This is a genomic window from Haloactinospora alba, assembly GCF_006717075.1.
In the GTDB taxonomy this organism is placed as follows: Bacteria; Actinomycetota; Actinomycetes; order Streptosporangiales; family Streptosporangiaceae; genus Haloactinospora; species Haloactinospora alba.
Map to the genome: position 1 here is coordinate 3311705 of NZ_VFQC01000001.1, position 19188 is coordinate 3330892.

A 19188-nucleotide genomic window follows, 5' to 3' on the forward strand; every position below is an offset into this window, starting at 1 on the left:
GCCGCCGCCGCCAACTAATCGGCCGGTTCCACCGGTTGACTCTCAGCTCACCTGCTGTAGGGGCCGAAGTCGTACTCCTCCAGCGGAACGGCTTCGCCCGAGCCCTGGCCGAAGGTGTACTCACTGGGCTCCTCGTAGCCCGACAGGGAGTACATCGATGCCTTCGCCTCCTCGGTCGGCTCCACCTTGACGTTGCGGTACTGCGGAATCCCAGTACCCGCCGGGATGAGCTTACCGATGATGACGTTCTCCTTGAGACCCAGCAGCGGGTCGCTCTTGCCGTGGATGGCGTTCTCCGTGAGAACCCGCGTGGTCTCCTGGAAGGAGGCGGCGGACAGCCACGACTCGGTGGCCAGCGACGCCTTGGTGATCCCCAGCAGCACGGGACGTCCGGACGCGGGCTGACCGCCCTCGGCCACGACCTGGCGGTTGATCGCCTCGAACTTGGGACGCTCGACCATCTCGCCGGGCAGCAGCTCGGTGTCCCCGGACTCGAGGATGTTCACCCGCTTGAGCATCTGCCGCACCACGATCTCGATGTGCTTGTCGTGGATCGAGACACCCTGCGACTTGTAGACCTCCTGCACCCCGGAGACCAGGTACTGCTGGACGGCGCGCGGGCCCTGGATCCGCAGGATCTCGTGCGGGTTGATCGCACCCTGGATCAGCTGCTGGCCGACCGCGACGTGGTCGCCGTCGTTCACCATCAGCTGGGCGCGCATCGGGACCGGGTACGAGATCTCGTCGGAGCCGTCGCTGGGAACCAGGATGATCTTCCGGCTCTTCTCGGTGTCCTCGATGCGGACCTGGCCCTCCAGCTCGCTGATCGGAGCCACACCCTTGGGGATGCGGGCCTCGAACAGCTCCTGGACACGCGGCAGACCGTGCGTGATGTCCTGCCCGGCGGAACCACCCATGTGGAAGGTACGCATGGTGAGCTGCGTACCGGGCTCACCGATGGACTGCGCCGCGATGATCCCGATCGCCTCACCCACGTCCACGGGCTTGCCGCTGGCCATGGAGCGGCCGTAGCACGTGGAGCACACGCCGATCCTGGCCTCGCAGGTGAGCGAGCTCCGCACCCGCACCTGCGTGACCCCGTGGGAGACCAGCCGGTCGATGAGCTCCTCCGAGAGGTCGCTCAGCGCCGGGGCGACCATCGTGCCGTCCACCACGACGTCCTCGGCGATGTTCCGGCCGAAGCCGGTGTTCTCGACGTTGTGCTTGCGCACGACGGTGCCGTTGGGAGTCTCCTCCCCGATCTCGTGCACGAGGGACCGGTCGGTTCCGCAGTCGGACTCGCGCACGATGACGTCCTGGGAGACGTCAACCAGCCGCCGGGTGAGGTAGCCGGAGTCGGCGGTCCGCAGGGCGGTGTCGGCCAGACCCTTGCGCTGACCGTGCGTGGAGATGAAGTACTCCAGCACGGAGAGGCCCTCCCGGTAGGAGGACTTGATCGGGCGCGGGATGGTGTCGCCCTTGGTGTTGGACACCAGGCCGCGGATCCCGGCGATCTGGCGGATCTGCATCATGTTCCCGCGGGCGCCGGAGTCGACCATCATCCACACCGGGTTGTCGGCGGGGAACTGGTCCTCCACCTCCTCGGAGACCTCGTTCGTGGCCTTCGTCCAGATCTCGGTGAGTTCCTGGCGCCGCTCGTCGTCGGTGATCAGACCGCGGTCGAACTCCCGCTGGATCTTGTCGGCCTGCCTCTCGTAGGCGTCCAGCTTCTCCTGCTTCTGCGGCGGCGGCACCACGTCGTCGATGCCCACCGTCAGCCCGGAGCGGGTCGCCCAGTGGTAACCGGCGTCCTTCAGCGCGTCCAGCGTCGTGGCGACGTGCACCTTGGGGTACCCCTCGGCCAGCTCGTTCACCAGAGCGGACATCTGCTTCTTGCCCACCTGGTAGTTGACGAAGGGGTAGTCCGCCGGCATGGACTCGTTGAACAGGTAACGCCCGAGCGTGGTCTCCAGCACGTAGGGACCGCCCGGCTCGTGGCCCTCCGGCGGGGTCCAGTCGCGCGGCGGCTGAACGTCGCCCTCGACCCGTATCCGGATACGCGCCTGGAGGTCGAGCTTCCCGAGGTCGTAGGCCATGATGGCCTCGGCCGGCGAACGGTACAGCTTGCCCTCGCCGAGCGCGTTCTCCTGCTCGGTCGTCAGGTAGTACAGACCGATGATCATGTCCTGGGTCGGAATGGTCACCGGCTTGCCGTCCGACGGCTTGAGGATGTTGTTGGTGGCCAGCATCAGCAGCCGCGCCTCGGCCTGGGCCTCGGCGGACAGCGGCAGGTGCACCGCCATCTGGTCACCGTCGAAGTCCGCGTTGAACGCGGTACACACCAGCGGGTGGATCTGGATGGCCTTGCCCTCGACCAGCTGCGGCTCGAAGGCCTGGATTCCCAGCCGGTGCAGGGTGGGAGCGCGGTTCAGCATCACCGGGTGCTCGGTGATGACCTCCTCGAGGACGTCCCACACCACCGGGCGGGAGCGTTCCACCATCCGCTTGGCGCTCTTGATGTTCTGCGCGTGGTTCAGGTCCACCAGGCGCTTCATCACGAACGGCTTGAACAGCTCCAGGGCCATCTGCTTCGGCAGACCGCACTGGTGCAGTTTCAGCTGCGGACCGACGACGATCACCGAACGGCCCGAGTAGTCCACACGCTTGCCCAGCAGGTTCTGCCGGAACCGGCCCTGCTTACCCTTGAGCATGTCCGACAGCGACTTCAGCGGACGGTTCCCCGGCCCGGTGACCGGGCGCCCGCGACGGCCGTTGTCGAACAGCGCGTCGACCGCCTCCTGCAGCATCCGCTTCTCGTTGTTCACGATGATCTCGGGAGCGCCGAGGTCCAGCAGACGCTTGAGGCGATTGTTCCGGTTGATGACCCGGCGGTACAGGTCGTTCAGGTCGGACGTGGCGAAACGCCCCCCGTCCAGCTGCACCATGGGCCGCAGGTCCGGCGGGATCACCGGGATGCAGTCCAGCACCATGCCCATGGGGCTGTTGCGGGTGTTCAGGAACGCGGAGACCACCTTGAGCCGCTTGAGCGCGCGGGCCTTCTTCTGGCCCTTGCCGCTGCGGATGATCTCGCGCAGCCGCTCGGCCTCGGCGTGCAGGTCGAAGTTGGACAGCCGCTCCTGGATCGCCTGGGCGCCCATGCCGCCCCGGAAGTACTTCCCGAACCGGTCCCGCATCTCGCGGTAGAGCATCTCGTCGCCCTCGAGGTCCTGCACCTTGAGGGTCTTGAACCGGTTCCAGACCTCTTCCAGGCGGTCGATCTCGCGCTGGGTGCGCTCCCGGATCTGGCGCATCTCGCGCTCCGCGGTCTCCCGCACCTTGCGGCGGGCGTCGCCCTTGGAGCCCTGCTCCTCCATCTCGGCGAGATCGTTCTCCAGCTTGCGGTGCCGCTCCTCGATCGAGGAGTCGCGCCGCTGCTCGAGGTGCTGACGCTCCACGGAGATGTGCGCCTCGAGGGACTGCATGTCGCGGTCCCGGGCCTCGGTGTCCACCCAGGTGACCATGTACGCCGCGAAGTAGATGATCTTTTCCAGATCCTTCGGGGCGAGGTCGAGCAGGTAGCCCAGCCGACTCGGCACTCCCTTGAAGTACCAGATGTGGGTTACCGGCGCGGCGAGCTCGAGGTGGCCCATGCGTTCCCGTCGCACCTTGGCCCGCGTGACCTCGACCCCGCAGCGCTCGCAGATGATGCCCTTGAAACGGACCCGCTTGTACTTACCGCAGTAGCACTCCCAGTCCCGGGTGGGGCCGAAGATCTTCTCGCAGAAGAGCCCGTCCTTTTCCGGCTTGAGGGTGCGGTAGTTGATTGTCTCCGGCTTCTTGACCTCACCGTGCGACCACTGACGGACCTCGTCGGCAGTCGCGAGGCCAATACGCAGCTCGTCGAAGAAGTTGACGTCGAGCACTTAATTCGTCCCCTGCTCTTGAAGATCGCGGAAGTTAGACCTCTTCGACACTGCTCGGCTCCCGCCGACCAAGGTCGATTCCCAGTTCCTCCGCTGCACGGAAGACGTCCTCATCCGTGTCGCGCATTTCGATGGACATACCGTCGCTGGACAGCACCTCCACGTTCAGACAAAGCGACTGCATCTCCTTGATGAGCACCTTGAAGGACTCGGGGATACCCGGCTCGGGGATGTTCTCGCCCTTGACGATCGCCTCGTAGACCTTGACCCGGCCCAGCACGTCGTCGGACTTGATCGTCAACAGCTCCTGCAGCGCGTAGGCGGCGCCGTAGGCCTCGAGCGCCCAGACCTCCATCTCACCGAAGCGCTGGCCACCGAACTGCGCCTTACCACCCAGCGGCTGCTGGGTGATCATCGAGTACGGGCCGGTGGAACGCGCGTGGATCTTGTCGTCCACCAGGTGGTGCAGTTTCAGGAAGTAGGTGTAGCCCACCGCGATCGGCTCGTCGAACGGCTCACCGGTGCGGCCGTCGTAGAGCGTCGCCTTGCCGTTGTGGTCGATGATCGTGTCGCCGTCCTCGTTGGGACGGACCGCCGACATCAGACCGCCGACTTCCTTCTCCCGCGTCCCGTCGAAGACAGGGGTGGAGACGTTCGTTCCGGGCGAGGCCTCCTCCGCGCCGATGGCGCGCAGGGCCTCCTTCCACCCGGCGTCGTCGCCCTCGACCTTCCAACCACTCTTGGCGACCCAGCCGAGGTGGCTCTCCAACACCTGGCCCACGTTCATCCGGCTGGGCACACCCAGCGGGTTGAGCACGATGTCGATGGGAGTGCCGTCCTCCATGAACGGCATGTCCTCCTGCGGCAGGATCTTGGCGATGACGCCCTTGTTCCCGTGCCGACCGGCGAGCTTGTCCCCGTCGGTGATCTTGCGCTTCTGGGCCACGTAGACGCGGACCAGCTCGTTCACACCGGGCGGGAGCTCGTCGCCGTCCTCGCGGTTGAACACGCGGACGCCGATCACCTTGCCGGTCTCGCCGTGCGGCACCTTCAGCGAGGTGTCCCGGACCTCCCGGGCCTTCTCCCCGAAGATGGCGCGCAGCAGCCGCTCCTCCGGCGTGAGCTCGGTCTCGCCCTTGGGCGTGACCTTGCCGACGAGGATGTCCCCGTCGATGACCTCGGCACCGATCCGGACGATACCGCGGTCGTCGAGGTCGGAGAGAACCTCCTCGCTGACGTTGGGGATCTCCCGTGTGATCTCCTCCGGGCCCAGCTTGGTGTCGCGGGCGTCGACCTCGTGCTCCTCGATGTGGATCGAGGAGAGGACGTCGTCCTGGACCATGCGCTGGGAGAGGACGATGGCGTCCTCGTAGTTGTGCCCCTCCCAGGACATGTAGGCGACCAGCAGGTTCTTGCCCAGCGCCATCTCACCGGCGTCGGTGGAGGGTCCGTCCGCGAGCACCGAGCCTTCCTCGACCCGCTGTCCCTCGTCCACGAGGGCGCGGTGGTTGAAGCACGTGCCCTGGTTGCTGCGGATGAACTTGCCCAGACGCTGGGTCTGGCGCGTGCCGTCGTCGTGCAGGATCGTGATGTAGTCGGCGGTGACCTCCTCCACGACGCCGGGCCCCTCGGCCAGTACCACCTCGCCCGCGTCGGTGGCGGCGCGGTACTCGATGCCGGTGCCGACGTACGGCGCCTCGGCCTGCAGCAGCGGCACCGCCTGGCGCTGCATGTTGGAGCCCATGAGCGCGCGGTTGGCGTCGTCGTGCTCCAGGAAGGGGATCATCGAGGTCGCGACCGAGACCATCTGGCGCGGCGAGACGTCCATGTACTCGACCTCGTCCGCGGACACGGCCTCGAACTCGTCACCCTTGTGGCGGACCAGCACGCGCTCCTCGGCGAAGACCCCGTTCTCGTCGAGGGGTGTGTTCGCCTGAGCGATGACGTAGCGGTCCTCCTCGTCGGCCGTGAGGTAGACGACCTCGTCGGTCGGTGTCCTGTCCCGGACCCTGCGGTAGGGCGTCTCGACGAACCCGAAGGAGTTGATCCGGCCGTAGCCGGCGAGCGAACCGATCAGGCCGATGTTGGGCCCTTCCGGTGTCTCGATCGGACACATCCGGCCGTAGTGCGAGGGGTGGACGTCGCGTACCTCGAAGCCGGCGCGCTCCCGGGAGAGACCGCCCGGGCCCAGGGCCGAGAGACGCCGCTTGTGCGTCAGCCCCGCCAGCGGGTTGGTCTGGTCCATGAACTGGGAGAGCTGGCTGGTGCCGAAGAACTCCTTGATGGAGGCGACCACCGGCCGGATGTTGATCAGGGTCTGGGGCGTGATCGCCTCGACGTCCTGGGTGGTCATCCGCTCCCGTACGACGCGCTCCATCCGGGCCAGACCGAGCCGGACCTGGTTCTGGATGAGCTCGCCCACGGTACGCAGCCGGCGGTTACCGAAGTGGTCGATGTCGTCGACCTCGATCGGGAGCTTGCCCTCGGAGGTCTCCAGCTCCTCCTCTCCGGAGTGCAGCCGGACGAGGTACTCGACGGTCGCGACGATGTCCTCTTCGGTGAGCGTGCCCTGGGAGAACTCGGTCTCCAGGCCCAGTTTCTTGTTGACCTTGTAGCGGCCGACCTTGGCGAGGTCGTAGCGCTTGGGGTTGAAGTAGAGGTTCTCCAGCAGCGCCTGGGCCGACTCCTTTGTGGGGGGCTCCCCCGGACGCAGCTTGCGGTAGATGTCCAGCAGTGCGTCGTCCGTGCCCGCGGTGGGGTCCTTCTCCAGGGTGTTGCGGATGGACTCGTACTGGCCGAAGCGCTCCAGGATCTGGTCCGTGGTCCACCCCAGCGCCTTCAGCAGTACGGTGACACCCTGCTTGCGTTTGCGGTCGATACGGACACCGACGAAATCGCGTTTGTCGATCTCGAACTCGAGCCAGGCACCGCGGGACGGGATGACCTTGCAGCCGTAGAGGTCCTTGTCCGAGCTCTTGTCGACCTGACGGTCGAAGTAGACACCCGGGGAACGGACCAGCTGCGAGACGACGACACGCTCGGTGCCGTTGATGATGAAGGTGCCCTTCGAGGTCATGAGCGGGAAGTCGCCCATGAACACGGTCTGGCTCTTGATCTCGCCAGTGTCGTTGTTGATGAACTCCGCTGTGACAAACATCGGCGCGGAGTACGTCATGTCCTTGTCCCGGCACTCCACTTCGGAGTACTTGGGAGGCTCGAACCGATGGTCGCGGAACGAGAGCGACATCGTGCCCGAGAAGTCCTCGATGGGACTGATCTCCTCGAAGATCTCTTCGAGGCCGGACTGCTCCGGGACGTCCTTGCGACCCGCGTTGCGAGATGTCTCTACCCGGGCTCCCCACTTCTCGTTGCCCAGCAGCCAGTCGAACGACTCGGTCTGCAGGGCGAGGAGGTCGGGAACCTCGAGTGGTTCGGGAATGCGAGCGAAAGAAACGCGGTTCGGACCAAGGGCGTTAGCGGAGGCGTTGCGCGAGGCTGCCAACAGGGGTCCTTCCGAAGGCTTGTGGCGGTTAATGCGCGCGCACGCCGGACGATCCCGTGAATCTATAAAAGAGACCTACCGGCAACGTGGAATTTCAACTGGAGTACTGGGGCACGTGCGGTGACCACCAGCCTCTGCGAGCTAGGCACAACGCACGGCAACCGGTACAAGGATCGTCAAAGGGCAGCGCAAAAGGGCAGTGTAGCCGAATACTACACCGCTGTCCAACACGCATTCCCACAGCCCGTCACAACACCCTGCAGCATCGCCCCCACACGCGAATCCGTCAAGCCCAGGTCCCATCGATCGCGCCCCCGGGCAACCGTGAGAGGAAACACAGCACACCGGGAGTGTGAGGCCCTGTTACCCCGGGAAGAACAACCCATTCCGCTCCGATGCCAGTCGACTCCCAGCCGGGCCGGGTGTGTGACGAACGCCCTACGCACCGCCGTTCGGGCACCGCCCTCACGCGCGGGCGCGTCCACGTGAAACACGACCGGGCGGCCGCTCCGCGGGGCGGCCGCCCGGTAGAGAACCCCCGACGGAGCTACTTGAGCTCGACGGTGGCGCCAGCGCCCTCGAGCGTGGTCTTCGCCTTCTCGGCGTTCTCCTTGGAGGCGCCCTCGAGCAGCGGCTTCGGAGCGTTGTCCACCAGCTCCTTGGCCTCCTTCAGGCCGAGGTCCGCGATGCCCCGGACCTCCTTGATGACCTGGATCTTCTTGTCGCCGGCGGAGGAGAGGATGACGTCGAACTCGTCCTTCTCCTCCTCTTCCTCGGCGGCACCGCCGCCAGCGGCGGGCGCGGCGGCCATCACCGGCGCCGGGGCGGAGGCCTCGACGTCGAACTTCTCCTCGAACAGCTTCACGAACTCGGACAGCTCAAGGAGGGTCATCTCCTCGAACGCGCTGAGCAGCTCTTCGTTGCTGAGCTTCGCCATGGTTGCGGTCTCTCCTTCTGTCACAGCACGCGCGTGCGGCCACGCCGTGCCGAGCGGGATACCGGCGCAGGCGCGCCGGCGAGGGTCGTCGGTGTCTTAGGCGGCTTCCGCCTCCGACCGCTTGTCCTGCAGCGCCTGAGCGAGACGTGCGGTCTTGGTCGGTAGCGCCTGGAACAGCCGGGCGGTCTCGCCTTGTTTGGCCTTGAACGCGCCGGCCAGCTTCCCCAGTAGAACTTCGCGGGACTCGAGATCGGCCATCTTGGTGACGTCCTCGGGCGACATCGCCTTACCGTCGATGACACCGCCCTTGATCACCAGCCGCGGGTTTGCCTTCGAGAAGTCACGCAGGCCCTTGGCGGCCTCGACAACGTCCCCACGGACGAAGGCGATGGCGCAGGGGCCTTCGAAGAGGTCAAGGACTTGCTCACCAAGACCGGCCTCTTTGACGGCGATCCTGCTCAGCGTGTTCTTGACGATACGAAAACGCGCGGTCTGGCCGAGGCTGCGACGCAGTTCAGCCAACTGCGACACAGAGAGCCCCCGGTATTCGGTCAGCACGGCGCCCTGCGAGCCCAGGAATTCGTCCTTGAGCTCCGCGACGGCGGCTGCCTTATCCGGCCTCGCCATGGGACTCCTTCCAACAGTGAACGCCGGCGGATCCCAAGGGGCCACGCGAACGAGCCCGGCAGGCAGAAAAAAAGCCCCGGCGCAGGCGCGCGGGGCGGGCGCGACCCGTTGGGAGCGGGGTCAGCGCACATCACATCGCACCTACGCAGGCCGCCCATTCGCATGGGACCTTGGGTCACCCGTCGGGTGACGACCGGCGGTCTTCGGTAGTAACCATCCTACCCGGGGCAACGGGGTGCTCGAGACGCCGCGGGCGCTCGGCCACCCCGTCGGCACCGGTGCGGGGTCCGGACCCCTGGGTCCTGTTTTCGGACGCTGTTCGTCGCGAGCGGCGTCTCCGGTGCCGCCCGGCAAGGCCGGTCAGGGAGGCGGAGCGGATCCTCCGCCGACCGACGGGAACGCCGCCGGGCGGTGTCCTGGGGCGGCGCGCAGCAGGACAAGCGTCCGAAAAACAGGACCTAGTAGCTCGGAGTCTCCAGGCCCCCCATCATGTCCTCCATCGAGCCGATCTCGTCCTCGCTGGGGTAGTCGATCTCGACGCCCTGGTTGAACTCGTCGAACGTCATGCTCGTGTCGAAGCTCGAGCCGTCCGTGCTGTTCACCTTGCGGGGGAAGCCGTCGTCATCGATCCACACCTCGAAGTCGATGCTGTCGATGTTGTTCTCCTCGTAGTACTGCTTGCTGGCGTCCTTGAGGTCCCCCTCCTCGAGCTCGGCGAGGGCCTCCTCGACGGTGTAGCTGCCGGAGTACTTCGTGGTCTCCGTCCCCTCGACGGTCTCGGAGCCCTCCTCGGTGACGTCCTCGGCCGCGAGCATCATCTCCACCTCGGCGGCCGGGTTCTGCGCCTCCAGGTCCATCTCCGAGCCCAGTCCGTCGCTCTCTCCGACACGCAGCCACTCCGGACCGGAGGAGGGGGCCATCTCCCCCATACCCGAGCCGGCCTCCATGAGCATCTCGTCGCCGCGCATCAGCATGGTCGACTCGGTCCCCTGGTACTCCGTCAGCATCTTGATCGTCGGCTCGGGCTCGGCGGTGTACTCCATCTCCATGTCCCCGACGCCGCCCTCGGAGAACGACATGGTGGCGGTGTAGCTGTCGACCTCCGCCGTCTGCTCGGCCATGTTGCTCACGATCTCGACCGGAGTCTGTCCCAGGCCCGGGACGAGCCCGCAGCCGGAAGCGAACACGGCGATTCCGGCACCCGCAGCGATACCGGTGGTCCTTCTCAACATAGGTAAACAACTCCCCACTTCGTCGCCAGCCGCACCCGGCCGGAACGGGTTATCCGGGGCATACGACGCAGGGTCCGGCGCCGCGGTTCCCGCCGCCGGACGTCCGAACCGGAGAACGGGCGTGTGCCCCGAGCGCGGGGACCAGCCGCGCCCGGACTGTCCGCCCCCGGAGAGCGCGCACGGCAGCACCGCGCATGACAGCGCCCCGGCCCGGAGGGAACCGGACCGGGGCGCGCTGCCGCGTACCCGTCGCCGTCAGGCAGCGGCGACGCTGGGACGCGTGATGCTCGGGTCGACCGGGATACCCGGGCCCATGGTGGTGGTCATCGAGGCCCGCTTGAGGTAACGGCCCTTCGAGGCGGAGGGCTTGATCCGCAGCACCTCGTCCAGGGCGGCGCCGTAGTTCTCGACCAGCATCTGGTCGTCGAACGACAGCTTCCCGATGACGAAGTGCAGGTTCGAGTTCCGGTCCACACGGAACTCGATCTTTCCGCCCTTGATGTCGTTCACGGCCTTGGTGACGTCCGCGGTGACGGTCCCGGTCTTCGGGTTCGGCATCATGCCGCGCGGGCCCAGGATCCGGCCGAGGCGCCCGACCTTGCCCATGAGGTCCGGAGTGGCGACAACCGCGTCGAAGTCCAGGAACCCGGCCTGGACCTGCTCGACGAGCTCGTCGTCGCCGACGTAGTCAGCGCCGGCGGCACGCGCCTGCTCGGCACGGTCCCCGGTGGCGAAGACCAGGACCCGGGCGGTCTTGCCGGTGCCGTGCGGGAGGTTGACGGTGCCGCGCACCATCTGGTCGGCCTTGCGCGGGTCGACGCCCAGACGCAGGGCGACCTCGATGGTCGCGTCGAACTTGGCGGGGCTGGTGCGCTTGGCCAGCTGTACCGCTTCCGCCGGGCTGTACAGCCGGCTGCGGTCGACGAGCTGACTCGCGTTGCGGTGATTCTTGCTGCGCTTCACGTGAATCTCCTGTGAGACGTGTGGTGTGTCGGGCCAGCGCCTGGCCCTGCCACGGCTACCGGTTGCTGCGCCGGCTGGTTACGTGACCTTGATCCCCATGGAACGGGCGGTTCCCCGGACGATCTTCTCGGCGGTCTCGATGTCGTCCGTGTTGAGGTCGGGCAGCTTCGTCTGCGCGATCTCCCGGACCTGGTCGCTGGAGACCGAACCGGCGTCGGCACGCCTCGGGGTGGTCGAGCCCTTGTCCAGGCCGGCCGCCTTCAGGATCAGCTTCGGCGCCGGCGGCGTCTTGGTGACGAACGTGAAGGACCGGTCTTCGTAGATGGTGATCTCGACCGGGATCACACTGCCGCGCTGGGCTTCCGTCGCTTCGTTGTACTGCTTGCAGAAGTCCATGATGTTGACGCCGTGCGGACCGAGGGCCGTACCCACGGGCGGGGCCGGCGTCGCCTGTCCGGCGGGCAACTGGACTTTTACCAGCGCAGCAATCTTCTTCTTCGGAGGCATGTCGGGTCCTTTGCCTGATCTGCTGGATATTGCGGGTCCCGTCGCGCGGCGACAGCCGCGCCACACTCCACGAGGGCGCGTCAGTCGGCCCGCCCGGCAACGCGCGAGAGTGCCCTCTCACACGCACCGCCCCGTTCCTGGCGTCACTCCACCACGCTTCCGCCGGGACCCGGGCGGAAGGCACGGGCGCGTCCCACGGCATCGGGACACGGTGGGGTCACTGTACGGGCCGACCCACCAATTCTACGCACCCCTCGCGGGGAACACGTCCGCCGGCACCCGTACGGCACCCACCGGCCGACGGGCGTCCGGCGTCACGCGACGGCGGATCAAATCTTGGAGACCTGGTTGAAACCGAGCTCCACCGGGGTCTCGCGCCCGAAGATCGAGACGAGCACCTTCAGCTTCTGGGTGTCGGAGTTGATCTCGCTCACGGTCGCCGGCAGCGTCGCGAACGGACCCTCCATCACAGTGACGGACTCGCCCACCTGGTAGGCGACGTCGCTGCGGGCCTCGCTCTTCTCCTGGACCGGCTGTTCGGCCTCCTCCTCCCCCTCGGGGGCGAGGAGGTTGGCGACCTCCTGGACGCTCAACGGAGCCGGGTTGTTGGACAGTCCGACGAAACCGGTCACACCCGGCGTGTTGCGGATGGCGGCCCAGGACTCGTCGGTGAGTTCCATACGCACCAGGACGTAGCCCGGCAGCACCTTCTCCGTGACCTGCTGACGCTTACCGCTCTTGACCTCGGTGACCTCGTGCATGGGCACCTCGACCTGGAAGATGTACTCCTCCATGTTGAGCGACTGGGTGCGACTCTCGACGTTCGTCTTCACCCGGTTCTCGTAGCCGGAGTAGGTGTGCACCACGTACCAGTCGCCGGGAAGCAGCCGGAGCTCCATCTTGAACTCCTCGGCGGGGCTCAGGCCGGGAGACTGGCTCGCACCGGACTCCTGCTCCTCAGTGTCACCGGCCCCCGCATCCTCGGCGCCGGACGTCTCGGCCCCGGCCGTATCGGCAGCGTCCGCCTGCTCGGCTCGCTGACCGGTCTCGTCCTCCGGCGACTGCTCCCGCTCCTCGCCGGGGAAATCGCCAGAGTTCAATGGGGACTCGGACACGGCTGCTCTTTCTTTCGTCGGTTACGCGCTCACGAGCCGGTGCCGTGCTCGCCAGCACTGGTACCGGTCCCTGCCAGCTTACGTTCTCACAGAAGGCGGTGGGACCATGTCGGGCGCGAAACCGCGGCGTGCCGCTACTGCGGTAGCCCCTGCATTCCCGGCGCGTTCTCGCCTCCGCCGTCGAACTGTCCGTACAGCCATGTGACACCCTCCCCGAAACCGAAGTCGAGCAGGTACACATAGCCGACCATGATGACGACGAACACGATGACGACGATCGTGTAGGTGACGAGCTCGCGCCGCGTCGGCCAGCGAACCTTCCGCAGCTCTCCGACGACCTGCTTACTGAACGTCACCGGACCAGTGCGACGCTGGGGACCCTTCTCCGGCGTCGCGTCGGCGTCGGTCTGTGTCACCTGAGGTCCTTAGGAGTCGACGGTTCGGCTGGCACTTGCCCGGCGGGTCCCCTGGGGGACGTGATCCCCGCCGCTTCTTCGCGATGGCCCACCGCTAAGCCGGAGTCCGTTGCAGGGCAGGAGGGACTCGAACCCCCAACCGCCGGTTTTGGAGACCGGTGCTCTGCCAATTGAGCCACTGCCCTTCGGGTGTCTTCCGACACCGATACTACCCGGAACACTCTAGAGGGTGTACACCGCAGTGCGAAACCGCTCCGCGTTCCGAAGCCTCGGTTAGGGGATTCTAGAGGGTTACGCCGCCGAGCACCAACCCGGGACGGGCGCCCGGCGGCCGAAAAGAGCTGAACACCACTTGTGGCCGCGTGTAAGTATGGGTACATGACTGACCGACCTCGAATCTCGGAACGCATCGGCAACATCGCCGAGTCGGCGACGCTGGCCGTGGACGCCAAGGCCAAGGCGATGAAGGCCCAGGGCCGTCCCGTCATCGGTTTCGGCGCGGGAGAGCCCGACTTCCCCACGCCCGACTACATCGTGGACGCCGCTGCCCAGGCGTGCCGCGATCCCCGTTTCCACCGCTACAGTCCCGCCAGCGGGCTTCCCGAGCTCAAAGAGGCCATCGCCGCCAAAACGCTGCGCGACTCCGGCTACAGCGTCGACCCCAGCCAGGTCCTGGTGACCAACGGCGGCAAGCAGGCCATCTACGAGGCGTTCGCCACCCTGCTCAACCCGGGTGACGAGGTCATCGTCATCGCCCCCTACTGGACCACGTACCCGGAGGCCATCAAACTGGCCGGCGGTGTTCCCTCCTACGTGGTCACCGACGAGTCCACCGGCTACCGGGCCAGCGTCGAACAGTTGGAGGCCGCGCGCACCGACCGCACCACGGTGCTGCTGTTCGTCTCCCCCTCCAACCCGACAGGGTCCGTCTACCCGCCCGAACAGGTCCGCGCCATCGGCGAGTGGGCCCGGGACGCGGGACTGTGGGTCCTCACCGACGAGATCTACGAGCACCTGGTCTACGGCGACGCCCGTGCCGCCTCCATACCGGTCGAGGTTCCCGAGCTGGCCGACAGCACCGTCGTCGTCAACGGGGTGGCCAAGACGTACGCGATGACGGGCTGGCGCGTGGGGTGGGCCATCGGCCCCAGCGACGTCATCAAGGCCGCGGGGAACCTGCAGTCCCACGCCACCTCCAACGTCGCCAACGTGTCCCAGGCCGCGGCGCTCGCGGCGGTGTCCGGCGACCTCAGCGCCGTCGCCGAGATGCGTTCCGCCTTCGACCGCCGGCGCCGGACCATCGTGCGGATGCTCAACGAGATTCCCGGGGTCGTGTGCCCCGAGCCGCAGGGGGCCTTCTACGCCTACCCCTCGGTGCGGGAGCTGCTCGGTACGGAGATCGGCGGCAGGCGCCCCGGGACCACGGCCGAACTCGCCGAGGTGATCCTGGAGCAGGCCGAGGTCGCGGTCGTTCCCGGGGAGGCGTTCGGGACGCCGGGGTACCTGCGGTTGTCCTACGCCCTCGGCGACGCCGACCTCGCCGAAGGGGTGGAGCGCCTCCAGAAACTGCTGAGCGGGGCTCGCTGAGGCTCACCACGGTCGCGGGCCGCCCCCCGTCGCCGGCCAGGCGGCCCGATTTCGCCGAACCCGGACCACAGCTCCGCCGTGGACGGCATACTGGGGCGGAAACGACGCTGTCGCCCGTGAGCACCCCCGGGTCGCAGGGGCACAGGCCCGTTTCCGCATAGGAGGCCGATGGGACGCCCGATCCCCTTGCTACCGAAGGCACACCTGCACCTGCACTTCACCGGTTCCATGCGGCACGCCACGCTGGTGGAACTGGCCGAGCAGCGCGGTATACACCTGCCCCAGGCGCTGGTCCGCGAGTGGCCCCCCACGCTGCGGGCCACGGACGAACGCGGCTGGTTCCGGTTCCAGCGGCTGTACGACACCGCCCGTTCCGTGCTGCAGCAGCCGGAGGACATGTACCGGGTGCTGCGCGAGACCGCGGAGGACGAGCGGGAGGCGGGCTCCGGCTGGTTGGAGATCCAGGTGGACCCGAGCGGCTACGCGTCCCGGTTCGGTGGCCTCACCTCGACCCTGGAGCTCATCCTGCAGGCGGCCCGTGCGGCCGAGCAGGAGACGGGTGTGGGGATCGGCATCATGGTGGCCGCGAACCGGACCAAACACTCCCTGGAGGCCAAGACGCTGGCCCGTCTGGCGTCCCAGTACGCGCGGCACGGGGTGACCGCCTTCGGTCTCAGCAACGACGAACGCCGCGGCCGGGCGCTGGACTTCGAGGGGGCGTTCCGGATCGCCCAGCGCGCCGGACTGCTGTCGGCTCCGCACGGCGGGGAGCTCCAGGGACCGCGCAGCGTGCGCGAGTGTCTGGACGAGCTCGCCGCCGACCGGATCGGCCACGGCATCCGCGCCGTCGAGGACCCCCACCTGCTGGAGCGGATCGCCACCCAGCGGGTCACGCTGGAGGTGTGCCCGAGCTCCAACGTGAGTCTGGGGGTGGTTCCCGACGTGGAGCAGGTACCGCTGCGCCGGTTGTTCGACGCGGGCGTGCCGGTGGCGCTCGGCACGGACGATCCGCTGCTGTTCGGCCCCCGCCTGGGTGAGCAGTACGAGAACGCCCGCTGGGTTTTCGGGTTCTCCGACGCGGAGCTCGCCGAGTTGGCGCGGATGTCCATCCGCGGCTCCACCGCTCCCGAGGCTGTGCGCAAGGAGCTCCTGTCCGGCGTGGAGGACTGGTTGGCGCTTCCGGCCGAGGGCTAGGTCCTGTTCTTCGGACGCTCGTCCTGCTGCGCGGCGTCCCGGCGCCGTCGGTGACAGGCCGCTCGCACGGCCGCGCCACCACGGCGGCCGTCAGGCGGCGAGCTGGGCCACTCCCCGGAACACCATCACGCCTCCCGCGAGGAGGAACAGTCCCGCGGCGCAGTTCTGGATGGCACGCTGCGGCAGTTTCTTGCCCAGCAGCGCGCCCAACCCGATGGCGATCGCGTCGGCGAGTACCATCCCGACCGTCGAACCGATCCAGACGGGAAGCCAGCCGTACTGGGCACCCACGGTGACGGTCGCCAGCATCGTCTTGTCCCCCAGCTCGGCGACGAAGAACACGACGGCGACGGTGAGCAGGCCGGAACGGATGCGGCGGGAGGCGGCGCGCTCCTCGTCCCGCTCGGTCAGCTCGTCGCCGTAGAAGGTCCACACCCCGAAGCCCAGGAACGCGAGGCCGCAGAGGAGGGTCACCCAGTCGGTCGGGATCGCCAGGTTGAGCACCTCGGCGATGAGGACGCTGAAACCGTGCACCGCCACGGTCGCGGCCGTGATGCCGAGCAGCACCGTGGCCACCCGGTAACGGGTCGCCAGGGACATGGCCACGAGCTGGGTCTTGTCCCCCATTTCCGCGGCGAAAATGGCACCGGTACTGACTCCCAGCGCTGTGAGGATTCCCAAGGGCCCGCCATTCCTTTCGGATCGGGCCGGGCAAAAGCACGGTCGGCGGACATCAGAGGCTTTCGACCCGGCGCGTTGCTACCGGACCGAAGGTCTCGTCCGCCGGAATCCTCGCCGGCTCGTGCGACCGGGCCGCTCAGCGGGCCAGTGTGTCGACCGCACGCATCGGGACTACTCCCCTTCGACGGGAATAAGCGTAACAAAAAATCCCATTATGGCAATTAATTGTCCAGACAAAAACAACAGAACGGCACAGGGAATAAAAAAGTTCGGCGCGCCTGAAAAAACAATTCAGCTTCCCTGTCCACGCGCGGTGGCCGGGTGGCGGCTACAGCTCGACCCCCACCAGGATCGGCTCGTTCACCAACCACACCCCGAACGCGTCGAACACGCCCGCGCGCACCTCCCGCGCCAGCTCGATGAGGTCGGCGGTCGCGCCGTCGGCGGGACTGGTCAGTGCCAGGGAGTGCTTGGTGGAGATCCGCGCGGCGTCGCTGCCGTAGCCCTTGGCGAAACCGGCCCGGTCGATCAACCACGCCGCCGAGAGTTTCGTCCCCCCGTTCCCGTCCGGGTGGGCCGGAAGCTCCACGTCCGGTCCCAGCAGTTCGGCGGCGCGTGCCGCGACACGCTCGGCCTGCTCCGGCGCGAGCACGGGGTTGGTGAAGAAGGAGCCGGCACTGCGTGTGTCGGGGTCGGCGGCGTCCAGCACCATGCCCTTGCCCCTGCGCAGCTCCAGCACGCTCGCGCGGGCGTCGGACAGGGGCACGCGCCCGCCCGCCTCGGTCCCGAGCGCGCGGGCGACCTCCCCGTAGCGCACCGGGCTGCTGCGGGCCGAGCGGGTGAGTTCGAACACGACCTCGCAGACGGCGTAGCGGTCGCTGCCCTTGAACACGCTGTTGCGGTACGTGAACCCGCACTCCGCGTTGGTCATGGTGCGGCGCTCGCCGAGACGGCGGTCGTAGACCACCACCTCGGCCACGGTCTGGCTGACCTCCTGCCCGTAGGCGCCCACGTTCTGGATGGGGGTCGACCCCACCCGGCCGGGAATGCCGGACAGGAACTCGAGCCCGCTCAGCCCCTCGGCGACGCTCCACGCGACGAACGGGTCCCACTCCACACCGGCGCTGGCACGCACCCGGACCCGGCCGGATCCCGCGTCCTCGACGGTGGTGCTGCCGGAGTTGACGTAGATCACGGTTCCGGGCACGCCCGCGTCGGCCACCACCAGGTTGCTTCCGCCGCCGAGCATCAGCAGCGGCTCACCGGCCGCGTCCGCGGCCGCCACGGCGGAGACCAGATCCCGGGTGTCCCCGACGGTGACGAACCTCTCGGGCGGCCCGCCGAGCCGCAGCGTGGTGTAGTCGGCGAGGGGCGGGGGCGCCCCGTCGCCGCGGGGGTCGCTGTCACGGGTGTGCGGGGACGGATGTGCTGCGGACACAGCTGCCTCTACTGGACGGAGGAGTGGCCTCGCGGCCCGGGCGGGGGTTTCCCCGTCCGAAGCGTCAGGCCAACCGGACGACGGCGGTGGAACGGGCGAGGACCTTCACCCCGTTGGAGCGGGCGGTGAGCGCTATCACGACCGTGTTGTCGTCGCGCTTCTCCTTGACGACACCGCTCACTTCGACGCTGGCGCCGGTGTCGTCGTCGGGAACCACGACGGGTGCGGAGAACCGCACCGAGTACTCCACGAGCGCCCCGGGGTCGCCGACCCAGTCGGTGACGATCCGGCCCGCCTGGGCCATGGTGAGCATGCCGTGCGCGATCACGTCCGGAAGGCCCACGCTCTTGGCGACCCGCTCGTTCCAGTGGATCTCGTTGAAGTCACCGGACGCGCCGGCGTAGCGGACCAGGTCGAGACGCCGCACCGGGTACGTCTGCTCGGGCAGCTCGGTTCCGACCTCGACATCCGCGTAACGGACGGTGGCAGTCATTCCCCGCCTCCCCGCTCCTCGTCGTTCTCGGCGCCGCCGCGCACCACGAGCTTGTTCACGGCGGTCACCACGTGCTCCCTGTCCGGGGTGGTGATCTCGGTCTCCAGCGTCAGCATCTCGTTCCCGGCCAGCGCCTTGATCTCGGAGATCCGGGTGAGCGAGGTGAGCACGTCGCCGGCGTGCAGCGGACGGCTGTAGGAGAAGCTCTGGTCGCTGTGGACCACCATGGAGAAGTCCAGCCGCAGCTCGGGGTCGACGATGGCCTGCCGCGCCCCCTCCATGCCCAGGATGGTGGGGAACGTCGGCGGCGCGATGACATCGGGGTAGCCGGCGTCCCGTGCGGTGTCGGTGTCGGTGTACATCGGGTTGGGATCCTGGATCGCCTCGGCGAACTCCCGGATCTTGCCGCGGGTCACCTCGTAGGGTTCCGCGCTGGGGTACTCCCGACCGACGAAATCACGGTTCATCGCCATGCCGTCACTCTCCCGCCGTACCCGTCCTGGCGGTTTCCGCCAGGAAATGTCACACACATCTGGCCCAGTGAGCTGTCCTGCTCACTGGGCCCGATACGTT

General features: G+C 67.7%; 15 protein-coding genes and 1 tRNA gene. 2 read left to right on the top strand and 14 right to left on the bottom strand.

The window, feature by feature from the left end; all coding sequences use genetic code 11:
- Positions 1–47 precede the first annotated feature (47 nt).
- The 10 genes from FHX37_RS14905 to FHX37_RS14950 form a co-directional block, all read right to left on the bottom strand.
- Complete coding sequence (locus FHX37_RS14905; protein ID WP_141924472.1) at positions 48–3923, bottom strand: DNA-directed RNA polymerase subunit beta'; 3876 nt, start codon at positions 3921–3923, stop codon at positions 48–50.
- A gap of 34 nt (positions 3924–3957) precedes the next feature.
- Positions 3958–7425 carry a DNA-directed RNA polymerase subunit beta gene (gene rpoB, locus FHX37_RS14910; RefSeq protein ID WP_141924473.1) on the bottom strand — a complete coding sequence of 1156 codons (3468 nt, stop codon included), beginning with the start codon at positions 7423–7425 and terminating at the stop codon, positions 3958–3960.
- A 547-nt stretch (positions 7426–7972) separates the two neighbouring features.
- Positions 7973–8362 (bottom strand): 50S ribosomal protein L7/L12, encoded by a 390-nt coding sequence (gene rplL / locus FHX37_RS14915; RefSeq protein ID WP_141924474.1) that lies wholly within the window; start codon positions 8360–8362, stop codon positions 7973–7975.
- Between the two features lie 96 nt (positions 8363–8458).
- Positions 8459–8989: a 50S ribosomal protein L10 gene (rplJ, locus tag FHX37_RS14920; RefSeq protein WP_141924475.1), complete on the bottom strand. Its 531-nt coding sequence runs from the start codon at positions 8987–8989 to the stop codon at positions 8459–8461.
- Positions 8990–9447: 458 nt separating this feature from the next.
- The gene (locus FHX37_RS14925) at positions 9448–10221 is read right to left on the bottom strand and encodes a hypothetical protein (RefSeq protein ID WP_141924476.1); all 774 of its coding nucleotides are present in this window, start codon (positions 10219–10221) and stop codon (positions 9448–9450) included.
- Between the two features lie 255 nt (positions 10222–10476).
- Positions 10477–11184 (bottom strand): 50S ribosomal protein L1, encoded by a 708-nt coding sequence (gene rplA, locus FHX37_RS14930; RefSeq protein WP_141924477.1) that lies wholly within the window; start codon positions 11182–11184, stop codon positions 10477–10479.
- A gap of 78 nt (positions 11185–11262) precedes the next feature.
- Entirely contained in the window at positions 11263–11691 is a 429-nt protein-coding gene (gene rplK / locus FHX37_RS14935; protein WP_141924478.1) for a 50S ribosomal protein L11, read from the bottom strand.
- A gap of 329 nt (positions 11692–12020) precedes the next feature.
- Positions 12021–12806, bottom strand: coding sequence for a transcription termination/antitermination protein NusG (gene nusG, locus FHX37_RS14940; RefSeq protein WP_141924479.1), 786 nt, complete (start codon positions 12804–12806; stop codon positions 12021–12023).
- 134 nt (positions 12807–12940) lie between these two features.
- Positions 12941–13222, bottom strand: a complete 282-nt coding sequence (gene secE, locus FHX37_RS14945) for a preprotein translocase subunit SecE (RefSeq protein WP_141924480.1) — start codon at positions 13220–13222, stop codon at positions 12941–12943.
- 112 nt (positions 13223–13334) lie between these two features.
- Positions 13335–13407: transfer RNA gene (locus tag FHX37_RS14950), tRNA-Trp, on the bottom strand.
- Positions 13408–13600: 193 nt separating this feature from the next.
- On the opposite strand from FHX37_RS14950, the gene FHX37_RS14955 reads away from it, so the two are divergent.
- Positions 13601–14809: a pyridoxal phosphate-dependent aminotransferase gene (locus FHX37_RS14955; protein ID WP_141924481.1), complete on the top strand. Its 1209-nt coding sequence runs from the start codon at positions 13601–13603 to the stop codon at positions 14807–14809.
- Positions 14810–14977: 168 nt separating this feature from the next.
- Positions 14978–16003: an adenosine deaminase gene (locus FHX37_RS14960; RefSeq protein WP_141924482.1), complete on the top strand. Its 1026-nt coding sequence runs from the start codon at positions 14978–14980 to the stop codon at positions 16001–16003.
- 90 nt (positions 16004–16093) lie between these two features.
- Here FHX37_RS14960 and FHX37_RS14965 read toward each other — a convergent pair whose 3' ends face one another.
- The 4 genes from FHX37_RS14965 to FHX37_RS14980 form a co-directional block, all read right to left on the bottom strand.
- Complete coding sequence (locus FHX37_RS14965) at positions 16094–16684, bottom strand: TMEM165/GDT1 family protein (RefSeq protein ID WP_141924483.1); 591 nt, start codon at positions 16682–16684, stop codon at positions 16094–16096.
- A 328-nt stretch (positions 16685–17012) separates the two neighbouring features.
- Positions 17013–18035: a UDP-N-acetylmuramate dehydrogenase gene (locus FHX37_RS14970; RefSeq protein WP_246062407.1), complete on the bottom strand. Its 1023-nt coding sequence runs from the start codon at positions 18033–18035 to the stop codon at positions 17013–17015.
- A gap of 151 nt (positions 18036–18186) precedes the next feature.
- A complete protein-coding gene (locus FHX37_RS14975) occupies positions 18187–18615 on the bottom strand; it encodes a MaoC family dehydratase (protein ID WP_141924485.1) in 429 nt (142 codons plus the stop codon).
- Positions 18612–19088, bottom strand: coding sequence for a MaoC family dehydratase N-terminal domain-containing protein (locus FHX37_RS14980; protein WP_141924486.1), 477 nt, complete (start codon positions 19086–19088; stop codon positions 18612–18614). Before FHX37_RS14980 ends, FHX37_RS14975 begins: the two co-directional genes overlap by 4 nt.
- Positions 19089–19188 lie beyond the last annotated feature (100 nt).